Below are 16,965 nucleotides of genomic sequence, written 5' to 3'. Positions count from 1 at the left end.
ACGGCGGCAGCGGCATATTCACCGCCGCCAGTTGAGGACGTTACGGAAGGTGGGCACAGCGCAACACCCCCTTCGGGCCCAATCTTGAATGGCCCGAACGGACTATGGGTAAGCGGCAGATCACCCGGGGGAGTGAGCCCACGACATGCGCGACAATCCCGGCAATCCGGGACGGTTCAGCTGAGTCACAACGGACGCCAGGTGACACACAAGGCGGATTCGGACACGTGCCCAACCCACCTCGGCAAAAAAGACCGAGAGGATCCGGAACGATTCGGGGTCGCCGGACGTATTGATACGTGGCCCTACTGCTGTGACAGTTGAGAGCAGCTTAGGCCAAGGCATATACGCGTGTCCGGCGAATGAGAACGTAGGCTGCCCTCATGCCAAAGAAGCGCTCGGGTGGTGGTCTGTCGCCAACACAGCAGGCCGCCAAGTTCCTCGGTGTCAGTGTGCTCGCGGGAGCCGTCATGGCCGGCATCGCGCTGCCCGCCGTCGGCGCGCTGGGCCTTGCGGCAAAGGGCTCGGTGGAGAGCTTCGACGAGCTCCCGGCGAACATGAAGACCCCGCCGCTCAGCCAGCGCACCACGATCCTCGACGCCAAGGGCGACCACATCGCCACGGTGTACTCACGCGACCGCACGGTGGTCGACCTCAAGGACATCTCGCCGTACATGCAGAAGGCGATCGTCGCCATCGAGGACGCCCGCTTCTACCAGCACGGCGCGGTCGACCTGAAGGGCGTCCTGCGCGCCCTCAACCGCAACGCGCAGAGCGGCGGCGTGGCCGAGGGCGCGTCCACGCTCACCCAGCAGTATGTGAAGAACGTCTTCGTGGAGGAGGCCGGCGACGACCCGACGAAGGTCGCGCAGGCCACCCAGCAGACCCTCGGCCGCAAGATCCGCGAACTGAAGTACGCGATCCAGGTCGAGGAGGAGCTGGGCAAGAAGAAGATCCTCGAGAACTACCTGAACATCACCTTCTTCGGCCAGCAGGCCTACGGCGTCGAGGCCGCCGCCCAGCGCTACTTCTCCAAGTCGGCCAAGGACCTCAGCCTCCAGGAGTCGGCGCTCCTCGCCGGCATCGTCCAGTCGCCCAGCCGGTACGACCCGGTGAACGACGAGGCGGAGGCCACCAAGCGGCGCAACGTCGTGCTGCAGCGGATGGCCGATGTCGGCAACATCTCCCAGGCGGAGGCCGACGAGGCCAAGGGGCAGCCGCTGGAGCTGAAGATCAGCCGACCGCAGAACGGCTGCATCACCGCGGTGAAGGGCGCCAGTTTCTTCTGCAAGTACGTCGAGAAGGTCTTCAAGAGCGATCCGGTCTTCGGCAAGTCCAAGGAGGAGCGGGCGAAGATCTGGAACCAGGGCGGCCTGACGATCCGTACGACCCTCGATCCGCAGGCGCAGGAGTCGGTCCAGGCCTCGCTCAAGGACCACGTGAACAAGGACGACCAGGTCGCCGCGGCCACCACCCTGGTCGAACCCGGCACCGGCAAGATCCTCGGCATGGGCCAGTCGAAGCCGTTCGGCTACGGCAAGAACGAGACCGAGTACAACTACTCGGTCGACGCCTCCATGGGCGGCTCGAACTACGGCTTCCCGACCGGTTCGACGTTCAAGCCGTTCGTCGCGGCGGCCGCGCTGGAGGAGGGGCGGCCGGTGACGCAGGAGTACTCGGCGCCGTACGACATGGACTACCCGAGCCCTGTCCAGACGTGTTCCGGCAAGCCGTGGGTGAACGGGGGCCCGCAGAAGGCGACCGTCGAGAACGAGGACGAGTCGGAGGTCGGCCCGTACCGCCTCAGGGAGGCTATGGAGAAGTCGGTCAACACCTACTTCGTCCAGATGATCTCCGACATCGGTCTCTGCCCGGTCGTGAAGATGACCGACAACCTGCACGTCGTGCAGGGCAACGGCGAGAAGCTCCCCGAGGTCCCGGCCATCTCCCTCGGCTCCAAGGGCATCTCCCCACTGACGATGGCCACCGCGTACGCCGCCTTCGCCTCGCGCGGTATGTACTGCACGCCGATCGCCATCGAGTCGATCACCCAGAAGATCGGCCAGGAGCAGAAGTCGCTGGAGGTGCCGAAGTCGACCTGCTCGCGGGCCATGTCCGAGAAGACGGCCGACACCGTCAACACCCTGCTGCAGGGTGTGGTCGACTCCGGTACCGGCCAGGAGGCCGGCCTCACCGACCGGGACAGCGCCGGTAAGACGGGTACGACGGACGAGCGCAAGAACGCCTGGTTCGTCGGCTACACCCCGAACCTGTCCGGGGCGGTCTGGGTCGGCAGCGCCACCCAGCAGGTCCAGATGGAGGGCATCACCATCGGCGGCGTCTGGCACGAAAAGGTCTACGGCGGCCAGGTGCCGGGCCCCATCTGGCGGGACGCCATGTCCGGCGCCCTCGTCGGCAAGGAAGGCGGGTCCTTCAACCTCGTCGAGATCCCCGAGGACGACGACGAGGACGAGGACCGCGGCGACCGGGGCGACGAGGACAACGACAACGGCAACGGTGACAACGGGAACGGCAACGGCAACGGCGGCCTCATCGGCGGCGACTTCCCGACGCCCTCCTTCTCCATCCCCGAGGGCTGGATCCAGGGCGGCGACAACGGCGGTAACAACGGCAACAACGGGGGGAACTGGCCGTGACGGGCCGGCCGAGGCGGTAGTACGGCGATGGGGCGCCCCTCTCTTCGAGGAGGGGCGCCCCATCGCTGCCGTACAGCCCGTCGTCGGTTACGACCTCAGCCCGCGAGGAGCTTCTTCACCACGGCGGCGACGCGGCCGCCCTCCGCCTGCCCGGCGACCTTCGGGTTCACGATCTTCATGACCGCGCCCATGGCCCGCGGCCCCTCCGCGCCGGCCGCCTTCGCCTCCTCGACCGCCTGGGCGACGATCCGGTTCAGCTCCTCGTCGGACAGCTGCTTGGGCAGATACGCGGCGAGCACCTCGCCCTCCGCCTTCTCCCGCTCCGCCTGCTCGGGGCGACCGCCCTGCGCAAAGGCGTCGGCGGCCTCGCGCCGCTTCTTCGCCTCGCGGGTGATCACCTTCGTGACCTCATCGTCGGAGAGCTCGCGCTTCTCCTTGCCCGCGACCTCCTCCTTGGTGATCGCGGCGAGCGTCAGCCGGAGCGTCGAGGAGCGGAGCTCGTCGCGCTCCTTGATCGCGGCGTTGAGGTCTTCGTGCAGCTTCGACTTGAGCGTGGTCATGGGCTCGATTGTCGCAGGTGTGGGCGGCCGGACGCCTGTTGATTTAAGGGACGGCCGGGCACGTCGCCCGGGCCCGGTCTGACACGATGGGGGCATGCGCGCGCGATACGGAGTACCCCTCGGCATCACGGCGGTCGCGGCCGCCGGTCTCCTCTACTCGGCCGGGTTCGAGGCCCGTTCCTTCCGCCTGCGACGGATCACCGTCCCGGTACTGCCCGAGGGCATGCGCCCGCTGCGTGTGCTGCACGTCTCCGACATCCACATGGTCAGCGGGCAGCGCAAGAAGCAGCGCTGGCTGCGCTCGCTGGCCGGGCTGCGCCCGGACTTCGTGATCAACACGGGCGACAACCTCTCGGACCCGGAGGGCGTGCCGGAGGTACTGGACGCGCTCGGGCCGCTGCTGGACTTCCCGGGCGCGTACGTCTTCGGTTCCAACGACTACTACGGCCCGACGCTGCGCAACCCCGCCCGCTACCTGATCGAAAAGGCACAGGGCCGCCACGGTCTGAACGGCAACGCACCCGCCGTCGGCGTGATCCACAACCCGTGGGAGGACCTGCGGGACGGTTTCGACGCGGCGGGCTGGCTGAACCTGACGAACACCCGGGGCACGCTGAAGGCCGACGGCGTCTCGGTGGAACTGACGGGCGTGGACGACCCGCACATCAAGCGGGACCGCTACGCGCAGGTCGCCGGCGGCCCCTCGGGGACCGCCGACTTCTCCATGGGCGTGGTCCATGCCCCGTACCTGCGCAGCCTGGACGCCTTCACAGCCGACGGCTACCCCCTGATCCTGGCCGGCCACACCCACGGCGGCCAGCTCTGCCTCCCCTTCTACGGCGCCTTCGTCACCAACTGCGACCTGGACACCGACCGTGTGAAGGGCCTGTCGACGCACACGGTGGAGGACCGCACCGCCTTCCTGCACGTCTCAGCAGGCTGCGGCACCAGCCGCTACACCCCGGTCCGCTTCGCCTGCCCACCGGAGGCGACGTTGCTGACGCTGGTGGGGCGGGCGTAGCTCGAGGCGTGGCAGGGCGGGCGGGTGCCCCACGTAGGCGCCGGGCGGGTGCCCCACGTATGGGCCAGGCGGCGGAGTAACCCACACCCCACACCTCACACGGCACCGGGCGGCGGAGTAACCCACACAGGCCACCCGCAATGCCCCATTTGCCCGACCTGCTTAGCGTGAGGGCATGACCGCCCCGATACCCAGGGACATCCCGGACCTCCCCGCGATCCCGGGCATGCCCGCGCTGCTGCCCTCCCCCGTCCCCGCCACGGCGGTGGTGGCGCCCGCACCCCGCCCCCTGACGGCCGTCTTCCGCCTGCTGACCGCACTGGCGGCAACCACCGGCGTGACGATCCACCTGCTCCTCGGCAGCCCACCCCGGGTCCTGAGTCACTTCACGATTCAGAGCAGCATCCTGCTGGCGCTGGTCTTCACCCTCTCCGCCCGCCGATCCTGGACCGCCCGCCGCCCGTTACCGGCCACCCTGACCGGCGCGACCCTCCTCTACGTCCTGAGCGCGGCGCTGGTGCACCACCTGCTCCTGGCGAACGAGGCGAGCCCCTTCGCGATGCCGGCCTCGATCACCGGTGACACCACCCCGACGCTCCTGCAGGACATCGCCGACCACACCCTCCACACGGCGGTCCCGATCGCCGCCCTGCTGGACTGGCTGCTTCTGACCACCCCCGGCCGCCTGCACCTCCGCCAGGCGAGCGGGTGGCTCCTCTACCCCCTGGCCTACCTGGCCTTCTCCTTCGCCCGAGGCGAGTTCCTGCTCCCCGGCGCCCCCGGCCGCTACCTCTACTCCTTCCTCGACGTCGACCGGCACGGCTACAAGGGCGTCCTCGGTAACGCCCTCCTCCTCGGCCTCTCCGTCTACGCCGTGGCCGTCCTCCTCATCGCCCTCGACCACGCCCGCCCGAACCCCATCCGTCACCGCACGAAAACCGGATTTCGTCTCCAGCCACCGGTGGGCTAAAGTAAACGTCGTCGCCGCGACAAGCGGCGGCGATCGGGGTGTAGCGCAGCTTGGCAGCGCGCTTCGTTCGGGACGAAGAGGTCGTGGGTTCAAATCCCGCCACCCCGACAGAGAAACACCAGGTCAGGCCCGGTGCTGAGAGATCAGCACCGGGCCTGATTTGCTGTGCGGCCCCGTTTTGGGAGCCATTTGGGAGCCGACTTGGGAATCGGGCTCCCAGGGGAGCTGGGTCCTTGTCCTGGCCCCGGCGATCCCGGCGGGGCCAGACCGCGCCGACTGGGGGTACGGGTTACAGGCGAGTGGCGGATGCGGTGGTCCGCAGCGTGCCTGCCGTAGTCGGTGAGGACGGCTCGGCCCGACAAGGCGGCAACTACTATGGCGTTTAGGTTTTCGTGCGAAATGCACGCACGCGGGCACGGCAGAAGGGACCACGGTGAGGGGATTCGGCGAGCTGGAGCAGGCGATCATGGACGTCGTCTGGGCCGCTGACGCACCGCTCACCGTGCGCGAGGTGCTGGAACGGCTGAACAGCGACCGGCCGCAGGCACTCGCATACAACACCGTGCAGACCGTGATGGAGATCCTGCACCGTAAGGAGTGGCTGACCCGGGCCAAGGACGGGCGGGCCTTCCGGTACAAGGCGACCAAGAGCCGCGAGGAGTACGCGGCCTCGCTGATCGACCAGGTCTGGGCGACCGGCGCGGACCGTACGGCGACGCTGGTGAAGCTGTTCGACGAGCTGGACGCGGACGAGGTCGCCGAGCTGCGGGCGGCCCTGGCCGACCGGACGGACGGGGGTCAGGGATGAAGATCGCCCTGCCGCTGCTCGGGTACGCCGTCGTCCTGGCGGTGCTCGCGCCGATGTGGCTGACCCGGGCGGGGTGGACGTCGCGTTCGCCGCGGCTCGGGATCTGGGCGTGGCAGGCGCTGACCGCGACCGTGGTGGTGTCCGTCGCGCTGGCCGGTCTGGCGGTCGCAGTGCCGTCGGTGGCGTTCAGCGGAAGTCTCGCGGACATGTTGCAGGCGTGCGTGCTGTCACTGCGGGCGCAGTACGCGGCACCGGGCGGGGCGGCGGTCGCTGCCAGCGGCACCGTGCTGGCAGTGGCGGTCGTGGGCCGGGTCGGCTGGTGTCTGGCGGCTGGGCTGTGGCGGGCGCGGCGGGAGCGGTCCCGGCACGCGGAGGTGCTGGCCCTCGTCGGCAGCCACCGCTCAGATCTCGGGGTGACCGTGCTGGACGACGACCGTCCGGCGGTGTACTGCCTGCCGGGGTACGGGCACCGGATCGTGCTGACGTCGGCGACGCTGGCGGCGCTGGAGCCGTCCGCCCTGGATGCGGTGATCGCCCATGAGCGGGCGCACATCCGGGGTCGGCACCACCTGGTGCTGGGGTATGCGGAGGCGCTGGTGCGGGCCTTTCCGCGGGTGGCGCTGTTTCGGACGGCAGCAACCGAGACGCGGCGGCTGGTGGAGATGGCGGCCGACGACGAGGCAACCCGTGGCTCGGGCAGGCTGACGTTGGCCGGGGCGCTGGTGGAGCTCGCCGGGGCAGGGGCCCCGGCGTCCGCGCTGGCGGCCGGCGGGGATGTGGCCCGGCGGGTGCGGCGGCTGATGGGTCCTCACCGGCCGCTGCGGCGGGTCGTGGTGTGGGGCGGGGCCCTGGCGGCGGTCGCTGTGCTGGCGCTGCCGGTGGTGCTGGCCACCGAGCCGGCCGTGGCGTCGATCGACATGCACGCCTGCCCGTTGATGGAGGCGCCGGTGGCCGAGACGACCGGTGCCGCCTGACCCTGACGACCGACGCGCAGAAGCTTGCTCCTATGATGCTTAGGTGTTCAAGGTGTGGGGCGGCTGTGCCCGCCGGACCGTACGGCTGGCCGTCGCGCTGGTCCTTGCCGTTGCGGGGCTGCTGATCAGTGCCCCGGCCTCTCAGGCGCACGCGGTGCTGCTGTTCGCGTCCCCGGCGATCGAGGGCGCGGTGCCCACCACGCCGAAGGCCGTCTCCCTCGTCTTCGACGAGCCAGTGCAGGCCGTCGGCGGGCGGACCGTGCGGATCACAACGACCGCCGGGGAGACGATCGACGTCGGGACTCCTTCGCGTAGTGAGGGCGGGCGGCAGTTGACCGTGCCGGTGCGCGGCTCGCTGGGCGCGGGCGTGTACACGGTGCAGTGGCAGGCCACCGCGCAGGACGGCGATGTGATGGGCGGTAGTTACCGCTTCGCCGTGGGATCCGCCGCGGCTGGTCTGTCCACCGGGTCGGCCGGAGGGCAGCAGCAGGTCAGCGGGGCGGAGGCAACCGCCGTACTGCGGTGGGTGCTGTTCGCGGCGTTCGCGCTGGCGCTGGGCGGGCTGGTCGGCGAGCGGCTGGCGGCCCGGCACGGGATCCGGACGCCGCGGTCGTGGGCCCGATTCGGCGCGGTGGGTGGGCTGGTGGCCTCGCTCGGGCTGGTCGTGCTGATCGCGGGCGGCGGCAGCCTGGTCGAGGGGATCTCCTCACCGTCCGGTTCGGCTCTGTGGGGCGGGCGGGCCGGGGTGCTCGCGGTCTGCGCGACGGTGGCGTGGCTGGTCGCAGCGGTGGCGCTGGGCAGGCCCGGTTCCCGGTGGCGGCCGGTGGCGTGGGCGGGGCTTGCGACGGCCGTGATCATGGAGGGGCTGCGGGCGCATCCTGCCGCTGCGTCCGAGGGGTGGGGGCCGGTCCTGACGACGGTGCATCTGACGGCGGCCGCGGTGTGGATCGGCGCGCTCGTGCATCTCGTACGCGTCGGGATCGTGCGTAGGTGGGATGCCGCGTTCCGTGCCGCGCTGGGCGGGTACTCGCGTCTCGCCCTGGTGCTGGTGGTCGTCGTCCTGCTCACCGGGACGCTGTCCGGGCTGCTGCTGGTCGCCCCGTCCGAGCTGCTGGACACCTCCTTCGGGAAGGTCCTCACCGTCAAGCTGTCGCTCGTCGCCGGCATCTGCGCGCTCGCGCTGGCCGCACGGTTCACGATGACCCGCAGAGCACCCCGCACGCTGGTCCGCGTCGAGGCGTCGGCACTGGTCGCGGTGCTGGCGGTGACGGCCTGGCTGTCGGTCACCCGTCCTCCGGGGGGCGACGACGACGCGCTGCCGTTCGCTCCCCCGGCCACCGGCGATGCGATCACCGTGGGTGGGCGGGCCGACCAGATCGGCATCGCCGCCACGGCGTCGGCCGGACAGGCGGTGCTGCGGCTGACCGCGCCGACCACCGACCTCGAACGCGACGACTCACGGGTGTACGAGGCATCGCTGCGGCTGGCCGACGCGTCCGGCCGCGCCCGGACCGTCGCGCTGCGCGGCTGCGGTGACGGCTGCTTCTACGCCCCCGTGAGGTGGAAGAACGGCGCCAACCTGCTGACCGTGCGGGCCGCCGCGCAGGGCTGGGGCGGCGGCAAGGAGACGCTGCGGGTGATGTGGCCCGTGAGTCCGGACACCGGGCTGCTGGCCCGTACGGTGAAGGCGATGCGGGCGGTGAAGACGTTCACCCTGCATGAGCAGGTGGCCAGCGACACCGCGGGGGCGGCCGTCGCGCCGACCCGGCTGGAGCTGTCCGGCGACCGCTTCATCGACTCGGAGCCGTACGCCCAGGGCAGGGCCGCCCAGACGTCCCGGTTCACCGATGCCGAGGGGCGCACGGTGCTCGCCCTCGGCTATCCCGGCGAACGCCTGGCCCTGGAACTGACGCTGGACGACCACGACCGGGTCGTACGCGAAACCCTGGTCGCCCCCAACCACCTCATCCACCGCTCCTTCACCTATCCCGAAACGCCAGGAACACTGGGAACAACGGAGACGGGCGGCTGACGATGGGCACACGGCGGCGGGCGGCGTCCGTGGTCCTGGGCCTGTGGATGGCCCTGGCCACGGTGCTGGGCGTGGGCTGCCTGTGCGCGCATGGCCAGACGTACGCCCAGGCCGTGCAGTACGTCGCCGCCGTCTCGCCCATGCCCGACGCGCCGGGCGACGACACCCGCGAGCATGCCTGCGCCGCGCCCGGCCACGACCAGTGCGGGGGCGGGACGGTGGTGGACACGCCGGCCACCGGGCCCGCACCACACCCCCTCCCCCAGGCTCTTCCCACCCGCGTCGACACGCGACCTGTCGCGGCCCCGACACCGGTCACTGCCGGCCCGGCGGCTCCCCGACCACCCAACCTCCACGTGCTGCAAGTGCTGCGGACCTAGATCCGGATGCCCCTCTCCATTCATCAACCGGCATCCGTCGATCTCTGCTGCAATCTCCGCTGCACGAAAGGCATTTCGCCATGGCATCCGCCAAGTCCAAGAGCACGAACCCCAACAAGCCCCAGAACACCGGCAACCCCAAGAACAAGGGCAAGAGCACGGGCAGGGACAAGGCCGCGGCCCGCCGCGCCCGGATAGAAGAACAGCGCCGCGCCGAACGCGCCCGCGAGCGCCGCGTCCGGATCATCACCGTCGTCGCGTCCACGGCGATCCTGGCCGGGCTGGTGGGCGGCGGCTGGTACCTGATCGACCAGGCCAACGACAAGGAGCAGGCCAAGGCGGCTCCGGTCGCCGGCGAGAAGACCTGGTCGAAGCTGAGCCAGACCCACGTCGACACCAAGGTCGACTACCCCATGACCCCGCCCGTGGGCGGCAACCACGCCCCGGTCTGGCAGAACTGCAACGGCAACGTCTACACCACCGAGCTGCAGAACGAGAACGCCGTGCACTCCCTGGAGCACGGTGCCGTCTGGATCACCTACAACGACAAGGCCGCCCAGGCAGACGTCAAAGCGCTCGCGGCGAAGGTGACGAAGACGCCGTACACCCTGATGAGCCCGTACAAGAGCCAGACGTCGCCGATCACGCTCTCGGCCTGGGGGCACCAGCTGAACGTCACGAAGGCGTCCGATGCGCGGGTCGACGAGTTCCTCGACAAGTACGTCCAGGGCACGCAGACTCCCGAACCCGGTGCCGCCTGCACCGGAGGGAAGTCCGCGTGAGCACGACGGAGATCGATGTGGACGAGGAACAGGACGTCGTGACGGAACGGGATGGCACGCGGCGGCTGTCCCGGCTCCTGATCGCCGGATCGCTCGCGGCGGTGCTGACCGCCGTAGCGGTCGCCGTGGCCCTGCTGTGGCCGGCCAACGGCAGCGGGACGCCGTCCCGGGACTCGGTGGACGCGGGCTTCGCCCGTGACATGGCGGTGCATCACCAGCAGGCGGTGGAGCTGTCGTTCATCGTCCGCGACCGCACCGACGACGAGGACGTGCGCCGGCTCGCCTACGACATCATCAACACCCAGGCCAACCAGCGCGGCATGCTGCTGGGCTGGCTGGACGCGTGGGACCTGCCCAAGTCCTCGCAGGATCCGCCGATGTCCTGGATGGGCCACGGTTCGATGTACGAGGCGCACGACGGCTCGCTCATGCCGGGCATGGCCACCAACACACAGCTGGACCAGCTGCGCCAGGCGAAGGACGAGGACGCGGAGATCCTTTATCTGCAGCTGTTGACCGAACATCACAAGGGTGGCGTCGCAATGTCCGAGGCGGCGGCCGAGACAGCGAAGATCGAGGATGTCCGGCGGCTGGCGCAGGGCATGGTCGAGGGCCAGCAGGCCGAGATGGATCTGATGGCCGACATGCTCAAGGCACGCGGCGCGACAGCCTGACGGCCCAGGCCCGGGGCTTCGCCGTCCGGCGATCAGGGCCGGACGGCGGAGCCCAGGACGTGCCGGACCTTCGGAATGAAGGGAGAGGGCGAGAACCCGAATGAATCGCTGTCGGTGACGGCGAAACCGGCCGCGCGGATGGCGGCCTCGGTGTCGCGGTTGGGGTGACAGCCTCCCCCGGCCCGGCTCCACAACGGCGTGATCGCGTCCTCCAGCAGGCCGACCCAGGCACGGGGCGAGCGCACGTGCTCGTAGAAACGCAGCTCGCCCCCGGGCCGCAGTACCCGGGCCATCTCCTCCAGCGCACCCGCCAAGTCGCCCACGGAGCACAGCACGAGAGAGGCGACCACTGCGTCGAACTCCCCGCCCTTGCCGGGGAGTTGGGCAGCCTCACCGGCGACGACCGTGACCCGCACCGGTGCGGAGGCGGCCTGCTGCTCGGCGACCGCGCGCAGGGTGTCGTCGGGTTCGAGGGCGACGACCTCGGTGACGGTGTCGGGGTAGTGCGGGAAGTTGCGCCCCTGCCCGGCGCCGATTTCGAGGACGCGGCCGCTCAGTCCGGCGAGCAGGCGGTGGCGGTGCTCGGCGCCGCCGCGCCGGTCGGACTGTTCGGCGAGCTTGAGGTACTGGCGAGCGAAGCGGGGGTGTTGCAGTTCCTTGCGGCCGGTGACGGTCATCTCGGCCTCCTCACGGCTGCTTCCGTTGGCGGTGCGCCTTTCCATGGTCCCGCCCGGATGCCGGAACCATGCCCGCGTGGCGCCGCGACGGCCCCGCGGTACGGGGGAGTGGCAGGGCCGTCGCGGCCGTATACATAGCCGTACATATATAGAGGGGCGCTCAGCGTGGGTCAGCCTTGTGGAGCGGTCCCGCGGGAACGGGGTGAGCCTCGATCTCGCGGCGCAGCCGCGCGACCTCTTCGCGCAGGGCGCTGACCTCCGCCTCCGGCTGCTCGTACGTGGCCGGGGTGTGGCAGGCGCGGCCCGTGCGCATCGGGCGGATGCAGAAGACGTACGTCAGGCCGAAGGCCGCCGCCGTCGCCAGCAGCGGCAGGGCGTAGGTCGTCACGGCGTGCGCTCCACCGTCGATGCCTGCCCCGAGCGGCGGTCCAGTTCGGCACGCAGGTCGGCTATCTCCTCGCGCAGGGCGGCGACGTCCTGCGGGGACTGGGGCTGGTCGGCCGCGGACCTCACGTAGGGCGGGTGATCGGCGTCTTTCGGCTGGGTCCGGCGGCCGGGCCTCATCATCATCCACATCATCAGGCCCATGCCCAGGGGGCAGGCGAGGACCGGAAGGACGTACAGCAGGTCACGCATGGCGGCACTCCTCGATCTCCTATGCAACTTAGGACCTAAGCTACATAGGAGATAGAGTGCCTGTCGACCGCGCCCCTCCCCACCGGGCGCGGGAGCCGCCGTACGCCGCCCAGGAAAGGCGCCGCCTTGCCGCTCGACATCGCCGACACCGTCAGCTCGGGCTCCCTGCTGCTGGCCGCGCCGATCGCCCTCGCGGCCGGTGCGATCACCGTCGCCTCGCCCTGCTGCCTGCCGCTGGTGCCCGGCTACCTCTCCTACGCCACCGGCATGACCGGAGCCGACGTCCAGGCCACGCAGGCCGACGGGCGCATACGGCGCCGGGCCCTGCTCGGCACGGCGCTGTTCGTGTCCGGCTTCGCCGCGCTGTTCGCCGCGTACGGAGCCTTCTTCGGATCACTCGGCAACGTGCTGCTGGCCCACCAGGAAACCGTCACGCGCGTACTGGGGGCGCTCACCATCCTGCTCGGTCTGATGTTCATGGGCGTCCTGGACCGCGTCCCGCTGCTCTCGCGTACCTTCAAGCCGCGCTTCACGCCACGCGCCGGACTGGCGAGCGCCCCGCTGCTGGGTGTGATGTTCGGCCTGGGCTGGACGCCGTGCATCGGCCCGACGCTGGCCGCGGTGGTTTCGCTGTCGATGACCACCGGATCGGCGGGACGGGGCGCGTTCCTGTCCTTCCTCTATGCACTGGGCATCGGCATCCCGTTCCTGCTGATGACCCTCACGCTCGGCAAGTCGCTGAGCGCCCTGTCGTTCACCCGCCGCCACGCCCGCACCGTCATGAGGGTCGGCGGCGGCCTCCTAGTCCTGGTCGGCCTGCTCCAGGTAAGCGGCGCGTGGACCTGGATGATCGGCGAACTGCGCTACTGGATCGGCTCCTACCAACTCCCCCTGTGACCTCCGCCAACCCGCCTCACCGAGGAATGAACCCAGCCATGAAGACCCGCCCCCGCCTGGTCGCCGTCACCGCCGCGGCCCTTCTCACGGCCGTGCTCAGCGCCTGTTCCGCCGACGACGGCTCCAAGGACGCCCGCTCCGACAGCCAGGCCGTCACCGTCAGCCACGTCCATGGTCTGGGCATCGACCCCGCCGACAAACGCCTCTACGTCGCCACCCACGAGGGCGTGATCGCCGTGACCGACAACAGCACCGCCCAGCGGGTCGGCGACACGGCCGACTACATGGGCTTCACCGTCATCGGCCCCAAGACCTTCCTCGGCAGCGGCCACCCGGCCGAGGGCAGCGACGACCATGGCAACCGGGGCCTGATCCAGTCCACCGACTCCGGCAAGACCTGGAAGACCCTGTCGCTGGGCGGCACCACCGACTTCCACGCCCTGAAGTACGCCCACAACACCGTCTACGGCTACGACAGCACCCAAGGGGTTCTGCGTGTCAGCCAGAATCGCACCACCTGGGACACACGCGCCCAGCTCGCCGCCCTCGACATCGCCGTCAGTCCGAAGGACCCCGACCGGCTGCTGGCCACGACCGAGGCCGGCGTCGCCCGGAGCACGGACGGCGGCAGGAAGTTCGGCGCCGGCTCCGGACAGGTCCTGGCCTTCCTCTCCTGGCCCGCGCCCGACGCCCTGTACGGCATCGACCTCGCCGGCGGCCTGCACCGCAGCACCGACTCCGGCACCACCTGGAAGCAGACCGGCACCGTCCCCGGCGGCCGGCCCCAGGCCCTGACCGCCCTCACCGCGGACCACATCCTCGCCGCCACCCAGGACGGCGTCTACGAATCCCACGACGGCGGCAAGACCTTCAGCGAGCGCCTGCCGATATCCACCGCCGAAGGCCACTGACCGACACCGCCGGGTGCGGCCTCTTGACTCAGTTCGCCGACGCGACCACCGCGAACCCCTGGCCCGGCGCCGGATACCGGGCCAGCTGCCGCCCGTACAGGCGGCGCAGGACCTCGGGCGGGCGGTGGTAGCAGAAGACGGACGTCTCGGCTCCGACGATGGACGGGGTGTCGACGAACAGCGGCAGCTCAGCGAGGAAGTACCGCACTGCGCACTCGACTTGACGCTCGTCCGCCGCCACACCCTCGGGCAGCCTGCCGGACAGCACCCAGCCCCTCGCCTCCCGGCAGACGGCACGGAACTCCCGGTCCTGCTCGTAGAGTTCACGCACCTCGGCGTGCAGCCGACGGTAGTCCGCGCTGGCCGTCAGCTCGGCCCAGCCCCACACACGTCCGGCATTTCCCCGCCCAAGCGCGTCAAGGGCCGTCCGGATCCTGTTGCGGGTGTACTGCCCCTGCCGCCGGGCCTTCCACGCCGCTTTCTCGGCGGGTAACCGAGCGCCTCGAAGGTGTACGCGCTCGGCGCATCCGGCACAAAGAAATCGACGCGGGCGAATCGCCCGTACGCCCACTCCGCCAGCAGCCGGATCCGCTCGACCGAGAAGTAGCTGTTGAACGGGCTGACACCCACACAGGCGTGCTCCGCCCGCGCCAGCGCCCCGACGCACGTCTCGCTCAGCGGCGTAGCCACGATCCGCTCATCCACGAACCGGACCCTAGAACCCTGCCCCCGGGACAAGGTCAAACCGCACCACGCACTCCACGGAGCCCCCATGCTCACCATCGGCCACGTCGCCCGGCAGACCGGGCTGACCGCCAAGGCCGTACGCCTCTACGAAACCCTCGGACTCATCGATCCGCCTGTCCGCACCGCCTCCGACTACCGCATCTACGAGCCCGAGCACCTGCCCGTCCTGCGCTTCATCCGCCGGGCCCAACTGCTCGGACTCCCCCTGAAAGACATCAAGAACGTCCTCGATGCGCACCACGACGGCCGCTCGCCCTGTCCGCTGGTGACCCACCTCTTGGACATGCGCCTCGCAGAAACCGAGCACCGTATCTCCGAATTGCAGGCCCTGCGCGACTCGCTGCACGTCGCTCGCGCCCTCGCCACCCGAGCACCGGACCGGCACGCAGAGGAGGCAGACGTATCCACCATGATCTGCCCCCTGATCGAAGAGACCGCCGCCAGTCTCGAGCAGCAGGGGCGTCCCGGAGCTCAAGGGCATTGAGCGCGCAGTCCGTCAGTGGCTGTGTCCTGGTTCGCCGTGGTCATCGGCCGCCGGGGAGGAGGTGGTGGTCGTCGTCGGCTTCTCACTCGGGGTCGACCCGTGGGCCGGGCTCTCGGAGGAGCCGGGTTCGTGCTGGTGGCTGTCTGTGGCGCTCGTCCCCGGCTCCGCTTCGGTGGCGGGCTCTTCCCCGTGGCTGTGACCGTGGCCGTCGCCGCCCGGTTGTGCCGCCATCTCCTGAGCGATGCCCTTCAGGCCGACGAAGGCGACGGCGGCCATAACCGCCACCAGGATCCCGGCCGGGCCGAGGATGCTGCGCCACCGGTCGGGACGGTGGCGCAGCACGTACGAGACGAAGGAGAGCGCGAGACCGAAGGGGATGAGCATCGCCGCGCGTTCGGGGAAATCCTCGAAGTGCTGCAGACCGCCGCTGAGCATGCCGATGCCGAACGACAGCGCCAGGGAGGCCGCCACCACGCCGCAGACCTTCGCGGCGCTGGGGCGGCTGCGGGTGAGGACGAACTCGTTGAGGATCGTGGCGCAGAGGAAGACGGCGGCGCCTATGACGGCGATGAGGGTGTAGCGGGTGGGATCGAGCGGGTGGTGCACGATGGCGCCGCTGATCAGCCCGGCTCCGACGAAGGTCGCGGCATAGCCCAGGTAGTCCCCGAGCAGCGGGGTGCGCTTGGGGGCCCGGCGACGTCCGCGCCGGCCGCCGGTCCTGCCCGCGGGCGGCGCGGGTTCCGCGCTGCGCGGTGTGGGGTCTGGGTCGCCTCGATCGGACAGGTGCGGGCCGTTCGGCGCGGGTGGGCGGGAGGGATACGTCGTCGTGCGGGAGGCGTACGGCGGCGCCGACAGCGAGCGGGCTTCGGCGAGGTCGTGCTGGGACACGGGAACGATGTCACCTTTCGGCGGGGGCCGTCCGCAGCGTGATGCGCCTGTACGGACGTGACGGACGTGCGGCGCAGGTGTCGCTGGACGACGGCCCGGGAGAACACGGACGGGGAGAGCGGTCGGGCAGCTCCTTATCGGAGCGGCGGACCTGATCTGTGAGCCGCGCCGAGGCATGGTGGTGCCGTCGGAGCGGGTCCGCTCTCTAGATCCGCAGGACTCCCAGCGCCTGAGGTGACGAGTGGGCGCGGTAGCTCAGCAGTCCTTCGGTCGGCGGCGCCGCGCACGAGCCGGTCGTGGTCCCCGCTGCGGACTGAGCCGGGGGGACTGGCCACGGCCCGGTGGGTACGGAGGCCCAGCAGTCGGCCTCGGGCAGGGAGTCCGAGTCCGTGGCGGCAAGGGCGGTCGTACGGTGCGGGTCTTCGCCGGCCGTGTCCGCCTTGTGTCCGTGAAACGCGCTGCCGGAATCCTGGTCCGCCGCGGCCCGGTCCAGGTGATGGGTGGTCGTGGGCCCGGTGACGCCGTCATGGGCGTCGGCATGTGCCAGCGTGTGGACGACGCCGAGGCCGATGAGGAGCAGGCCGAGCAGCAGCAGGCGCCCCAGGGGGCCCCTGGCCGCTCCGGCTGTCCTCGTCACCTCGCCACCCCTCGTCCGCGCCGCTGGGCGGAGCGCTCGTCCTCGTGCTGGCGGCATCAGCGTACCCATGGCTCGTCGGCGTCAGAGGCCGTGCTGCCGAAGCAGACGGTAACCATCCTCTTCGACGCCGACAACCCCGGGCAGTGGATGCTCCACTGCCACAACGCCTACCAGGGGGAGGCCGGGATGATGGCCCTCCTCGGCTATCGGGCCTGACCCCGGCGGGGGCG

18 protein-coding genes, 1 tRNA gene and 2 pseudogenes are annotated in these 16,965 nt (G+C 70.5%); 14 read left to right on the top strand and 7 right to left on the bottom strand.

Annotated features, from left to right (window positions below; all coding sequences use genetic code 11):
- The first annotated feature begins 383 nt into the window (after nucleotides 1–383).
- On the top strand, nucleotides 384–2,657 hold the full coding sequence (locus ACFV7R_RS16240; protein WP_385263968.1) for a transglycosylase domain-containing protein: 2,274 nt from the start codon (nucleotides 384–386) through the stop codon (nucleotides 2,655–2,657).
- A gap of 95 nt (nucleotides 2,658–2,752) precedes the next feature.
- Here the strand turns inward: ACFV7R_RS16240 and ACFV7R_RS16235 are convergent, their stop codons facing one another.
- Nucleotides 2,753–3,217 carry a GatB/YqeY domain-containing protein gene (locus tag ACFV7R_RS16235; RefSeq protein ID WP_385263967.1) on the bottom strand — a complete coding sequence of 155 codons (465 nt, stop codon included), beginning with the start codon at nucleotides 3,215–3,217 and terminating at the stop codon, nucleotides 2,753–2,755.
- 94 nt (nucleotides 3,218–3,311) lie between these two features.
- On the opposite strand from ACFV7R_RS16235, the gene ACFV7R_RS16230 reads away from it, so the two are divergent.
- The 9 genes from ACFV7R_RS16230 to ACFV7R_RS16190 all read left to right on the top strand — a co-directional run bounded on the left by ACFV7R_RS16230 (nucleotide 3,312) and on the right by ACFV7R_RS16190 (nucleotide 10,858).
- Entirely contained in the window at nucleotides 3,312–4,238 is a 927-nt protein-coding gene (locus tag ACFV7R_RS16230; protein ID WP_385263966.1) for a metallophosphoesterase, read from the top strand.
- Nucleotides 4,239–4,413: 175 nt separating this feature from the next.
- On the top strand, nucleotides 4,414–5,208 hold the full coding sequence (locus ACFV7R_RS16225) for a Pr6Pr family membrane protein (protein WP_385263964.1): 795 nt from the start codon (nucleotides 4,414–4,416) through the stop codon (nucleotides 5,206–5,208).
- A gap of 34 nt (nucleotides 5,209–5,242) precedes the next feature.
- Nucleotides 5,243–5,316 (top strand) — tRNA-Pro (locus ACFV7R_RS16220).
- 325 nt (nucleotides 5,317–5,641) lie between these two features.
- Nucleotides 5,642–6,016: a BlaI/MecI/CopY family transcriptional regulator gene (locus ACFV7R_RS16215; protein ID WP_385263963.1), complete on the top strand. Its 375-nt coding sequence runs from the start codon at nucleotides 5,642–5,644 to the stop codon at nucleotides 6,014–6,016.
- Entirely contained in the window at nucleotides 6,013–6,990 is a 978-nt protein-coding gene (locus ACFV7R_RS16210; protein ID WP_385263961.1) for a M56 family metallopeptidase, read from the top strand. The genes ACFV7R_RS16215 and ACFV7R_RS16210 overlap by 4 nt, the downstream gene beginning before the upstream one ends.
- A gap of 43 nt (nucleotides 6,991–7,033) precedes the next feature.
- Nucleotides 7,034–9,022: a copper resistance protein CopC gene (locus ACFV7R_RS16205; RefSeq protein WP_385263960.1), complete on the top strand. Its 1,989-nt coding sequence runs from the start codon at nucleotides 7,034–7,036 to the stop codon at nucleotides 9,020–9,022.
- A 2-nt stretch (nucleotides 9,023–9,024) separates the two neighbouring features.
- The gene (locus ACFV7R_RS16200; RefSeq protein WP_385263959.1) at nucleotides 9,025–9,402 is read left to right on the top strand and encodes a hypothetical protein; all 378 of its coding nucleotides are present in this window, start codon (nucleotides 9,025–9,027) and stop codon (nucleotides 9,400–9,402) included.
- Between the two features lie 80 nt (nucleotides 9,403–9,482).
- Nucleotides 9,483–10,184, top strand: coding sequence for a DUF3105 domain-containing protein (locus ACFV7R_RS16195; protein WP_385263958.1), 702 nt, complete (start codon nucleotides 9,483–9,485; stop codon nucleotides 10,182–10,184).
- Between the two features lie 38 nt (nucleotides 10,185–10,222).
- Nucleotides 10,223–10,858, top strand: coding sequence for a DUF305 domain-containing protein (locus ACFV7R_RS16190; protein WP_385264122.1), 636 nt, complete (start codon nucleotides 10,223–10,225; stop codon nucleotides 10,856–10,858).
- A 32-nt stretch (nucleotides 10,859–10,890) separates the two neighbouring features.
- Here ACFV7R_RS16190 and ACFV7R_RS16185 read toward each other — a convergent pair whose 3' ends face one another.
- The 3 genes from ACFV7R_RS16185 to ACFV7R_RS16175 form a co-directional block, all read right to left on the bottom strand.
- Nucleotides 10,891–11,580, bottom strand: coding sequence for a class I SAM-dependent methyltransferase (locus ACFV7R_RS16185; RefSeq protein WP_385263957.1), 690 nt, complete (start codon nucleotides 11,578–11,580; stop codon nucleotides 10,891–10,893).
- A 115-nt stretch (nucleotides 11,581–11,695) separates the two neighbouring features.
- Nucleotides 11,696–11,923 carry a hypothetical protein gene (locus tag ACFV7R_RS16180; protein WP_385263956.1) on the bottom strand — a complete coding sequence of 76 codons (228 nt, stop codon included), beginning with the start codon at nucleotides 11,921–11,923 and terminating at the stop codon, nucleotides 11,696–11,698.
- On the bottom strand, nucleotides 11,920–12,171 hold the full coding sequence (locus tag ACFV7R_RS16175) for a hypothetical protein (protein ID WP_385263955.1): 252 nt from the start codon (nucleotides 12,169–12,171) through the stop codon (nucleotides 11,920–11,922). The genes ACFV7R_RS16180 and ACFV7R_RS16175 overlap by 4 nt, the downstream gene beginning before the upstream one ends.
- Nucleotides 12,172–12,297: 126 nt before the next feature.
- On the opposite strand from ACFV7R_RS16175, the gene ACFV7R_RS16170 reads away from it, so the two are divergent.
- Both ACFV7R_RS16170 and ACFV7R_RS16165 read left to right on the top strand, forming a co-directional pair.
- Complete coding sequence (locus ACFV7R_RS16170; RefSeq protein ID WP_385263954.1) at nucleotides 12,298–13,068, top strand: cytochrome c biogenesis CcdA family protein; 771 nt, start codon at nucleotides 12,298–12,300, stop codon at nucleotides 13,066–13,068.
- A gap of 38 nt (nucleotides 13,069–13,106) precedes the next feature.
- On the top strand, nucleotides 13,107–13,979 hold the full coding sequence (locus tag ACFV7R_RS16165) for a F510_1955 family glycosylhydrolase (protein ID WP_385263952.1): 873 nt from the start codon (nucleotides 13,107–13,109) through the stop codon (nucleotides 13,977–13,979).
- Nucleotides 13,980–14,007: 28 nt separating this feature from the next.
- Here the strand turns inward: ACFV7R_RS16165 and ACFV7R_RS16160 are convergent.
- Nucleotides 14,008–14,753: pseudogene (locus tag ACFV7R_RS16160) on the bottom strand (tRNA-dependent cyclodipeptide synthase).
- On the opposite strand from ACFV7R_RS16160, the gene ACFV7R_RS16155 reads away from it, so the two are divergent.
- Entirely contained in the window at nucleotides 14,752–15,210 is a 459-nt protein-coding gene (locus ACFV7R_RS16155) for a MerR family DNA-binding protein (protein ID WP_385263950.1), read from the top strand. The pseudogene ACFV7R_RS16160 and the gene ACFV7R_RS16155 sit on opposite strands and share 2 nt — an antisense overlap.
- Before the next feature lie 12 nt (nucleotides 15,211–15,222).
- Here the strand turns inward: ACFV7R_RS16155 and ACFV7R_RS16150 are convergent, their stop codons facing one another.
- Both ACFV7R_RS16150 and ACFV7R_RS16145 read right to left on the bottom strand, forming a co-directional pair.
- Nucleotides 15,223–16,098 carry a hypothetical protein gene (locus ACFV7R_RS16150; RefSeq protein WP_385263948.1) on the bottom strand — a complete coding sequence of 292 codons (876 nt, stop codon included), beginning with the start codon at nucleotides 16,096–16,098 and terminating at the stop codon, nucleotides 15,223–15,225.
- A gap of 205 nt (nucleotides 16,099–16,303) precedes the next feature.
- On the bottom strand, nucleotides 16,304–16,735 hold the full coding sequence (locus ACFV7R_RS16145; RefSeq protein WP_385263947.1) for a hypothetical protein: 432 nt from the start codon (nucleotides 16,733–16,735) through the stop codon (nucleotides 16,304–16,306).
- 90 nt (nucleotides 16,736–16,825) lie between these two features.
- Between ACFV7R_RS16145 and ACFV7R_RS16140 the strand changes: the two are divergent.
- Nucleotides 16,826–16,951 (top strand): annotated as a pseudogene (locus ACFV7R_RS16140) (multicopper oxidase domain-containing protein); the annotation flags it as partial.
- Nucleotides 16,952–16,965 lie beyond the last annotated feature (14 nt).

Source organism: Streptomyces sp. NPDC059866, from assembly GCF_042731325.1.
GTDB classification, from domain to species: domain Bacteria; phylum Actinomycetota; class Actinomycetes; order Streptomycetales; family Streptomycetaceae; genus Streptomyces; species Streptomyces flavusporus.
This window is presented reverse-complemented; position numbering and strand designations above follow the sequence as displayed.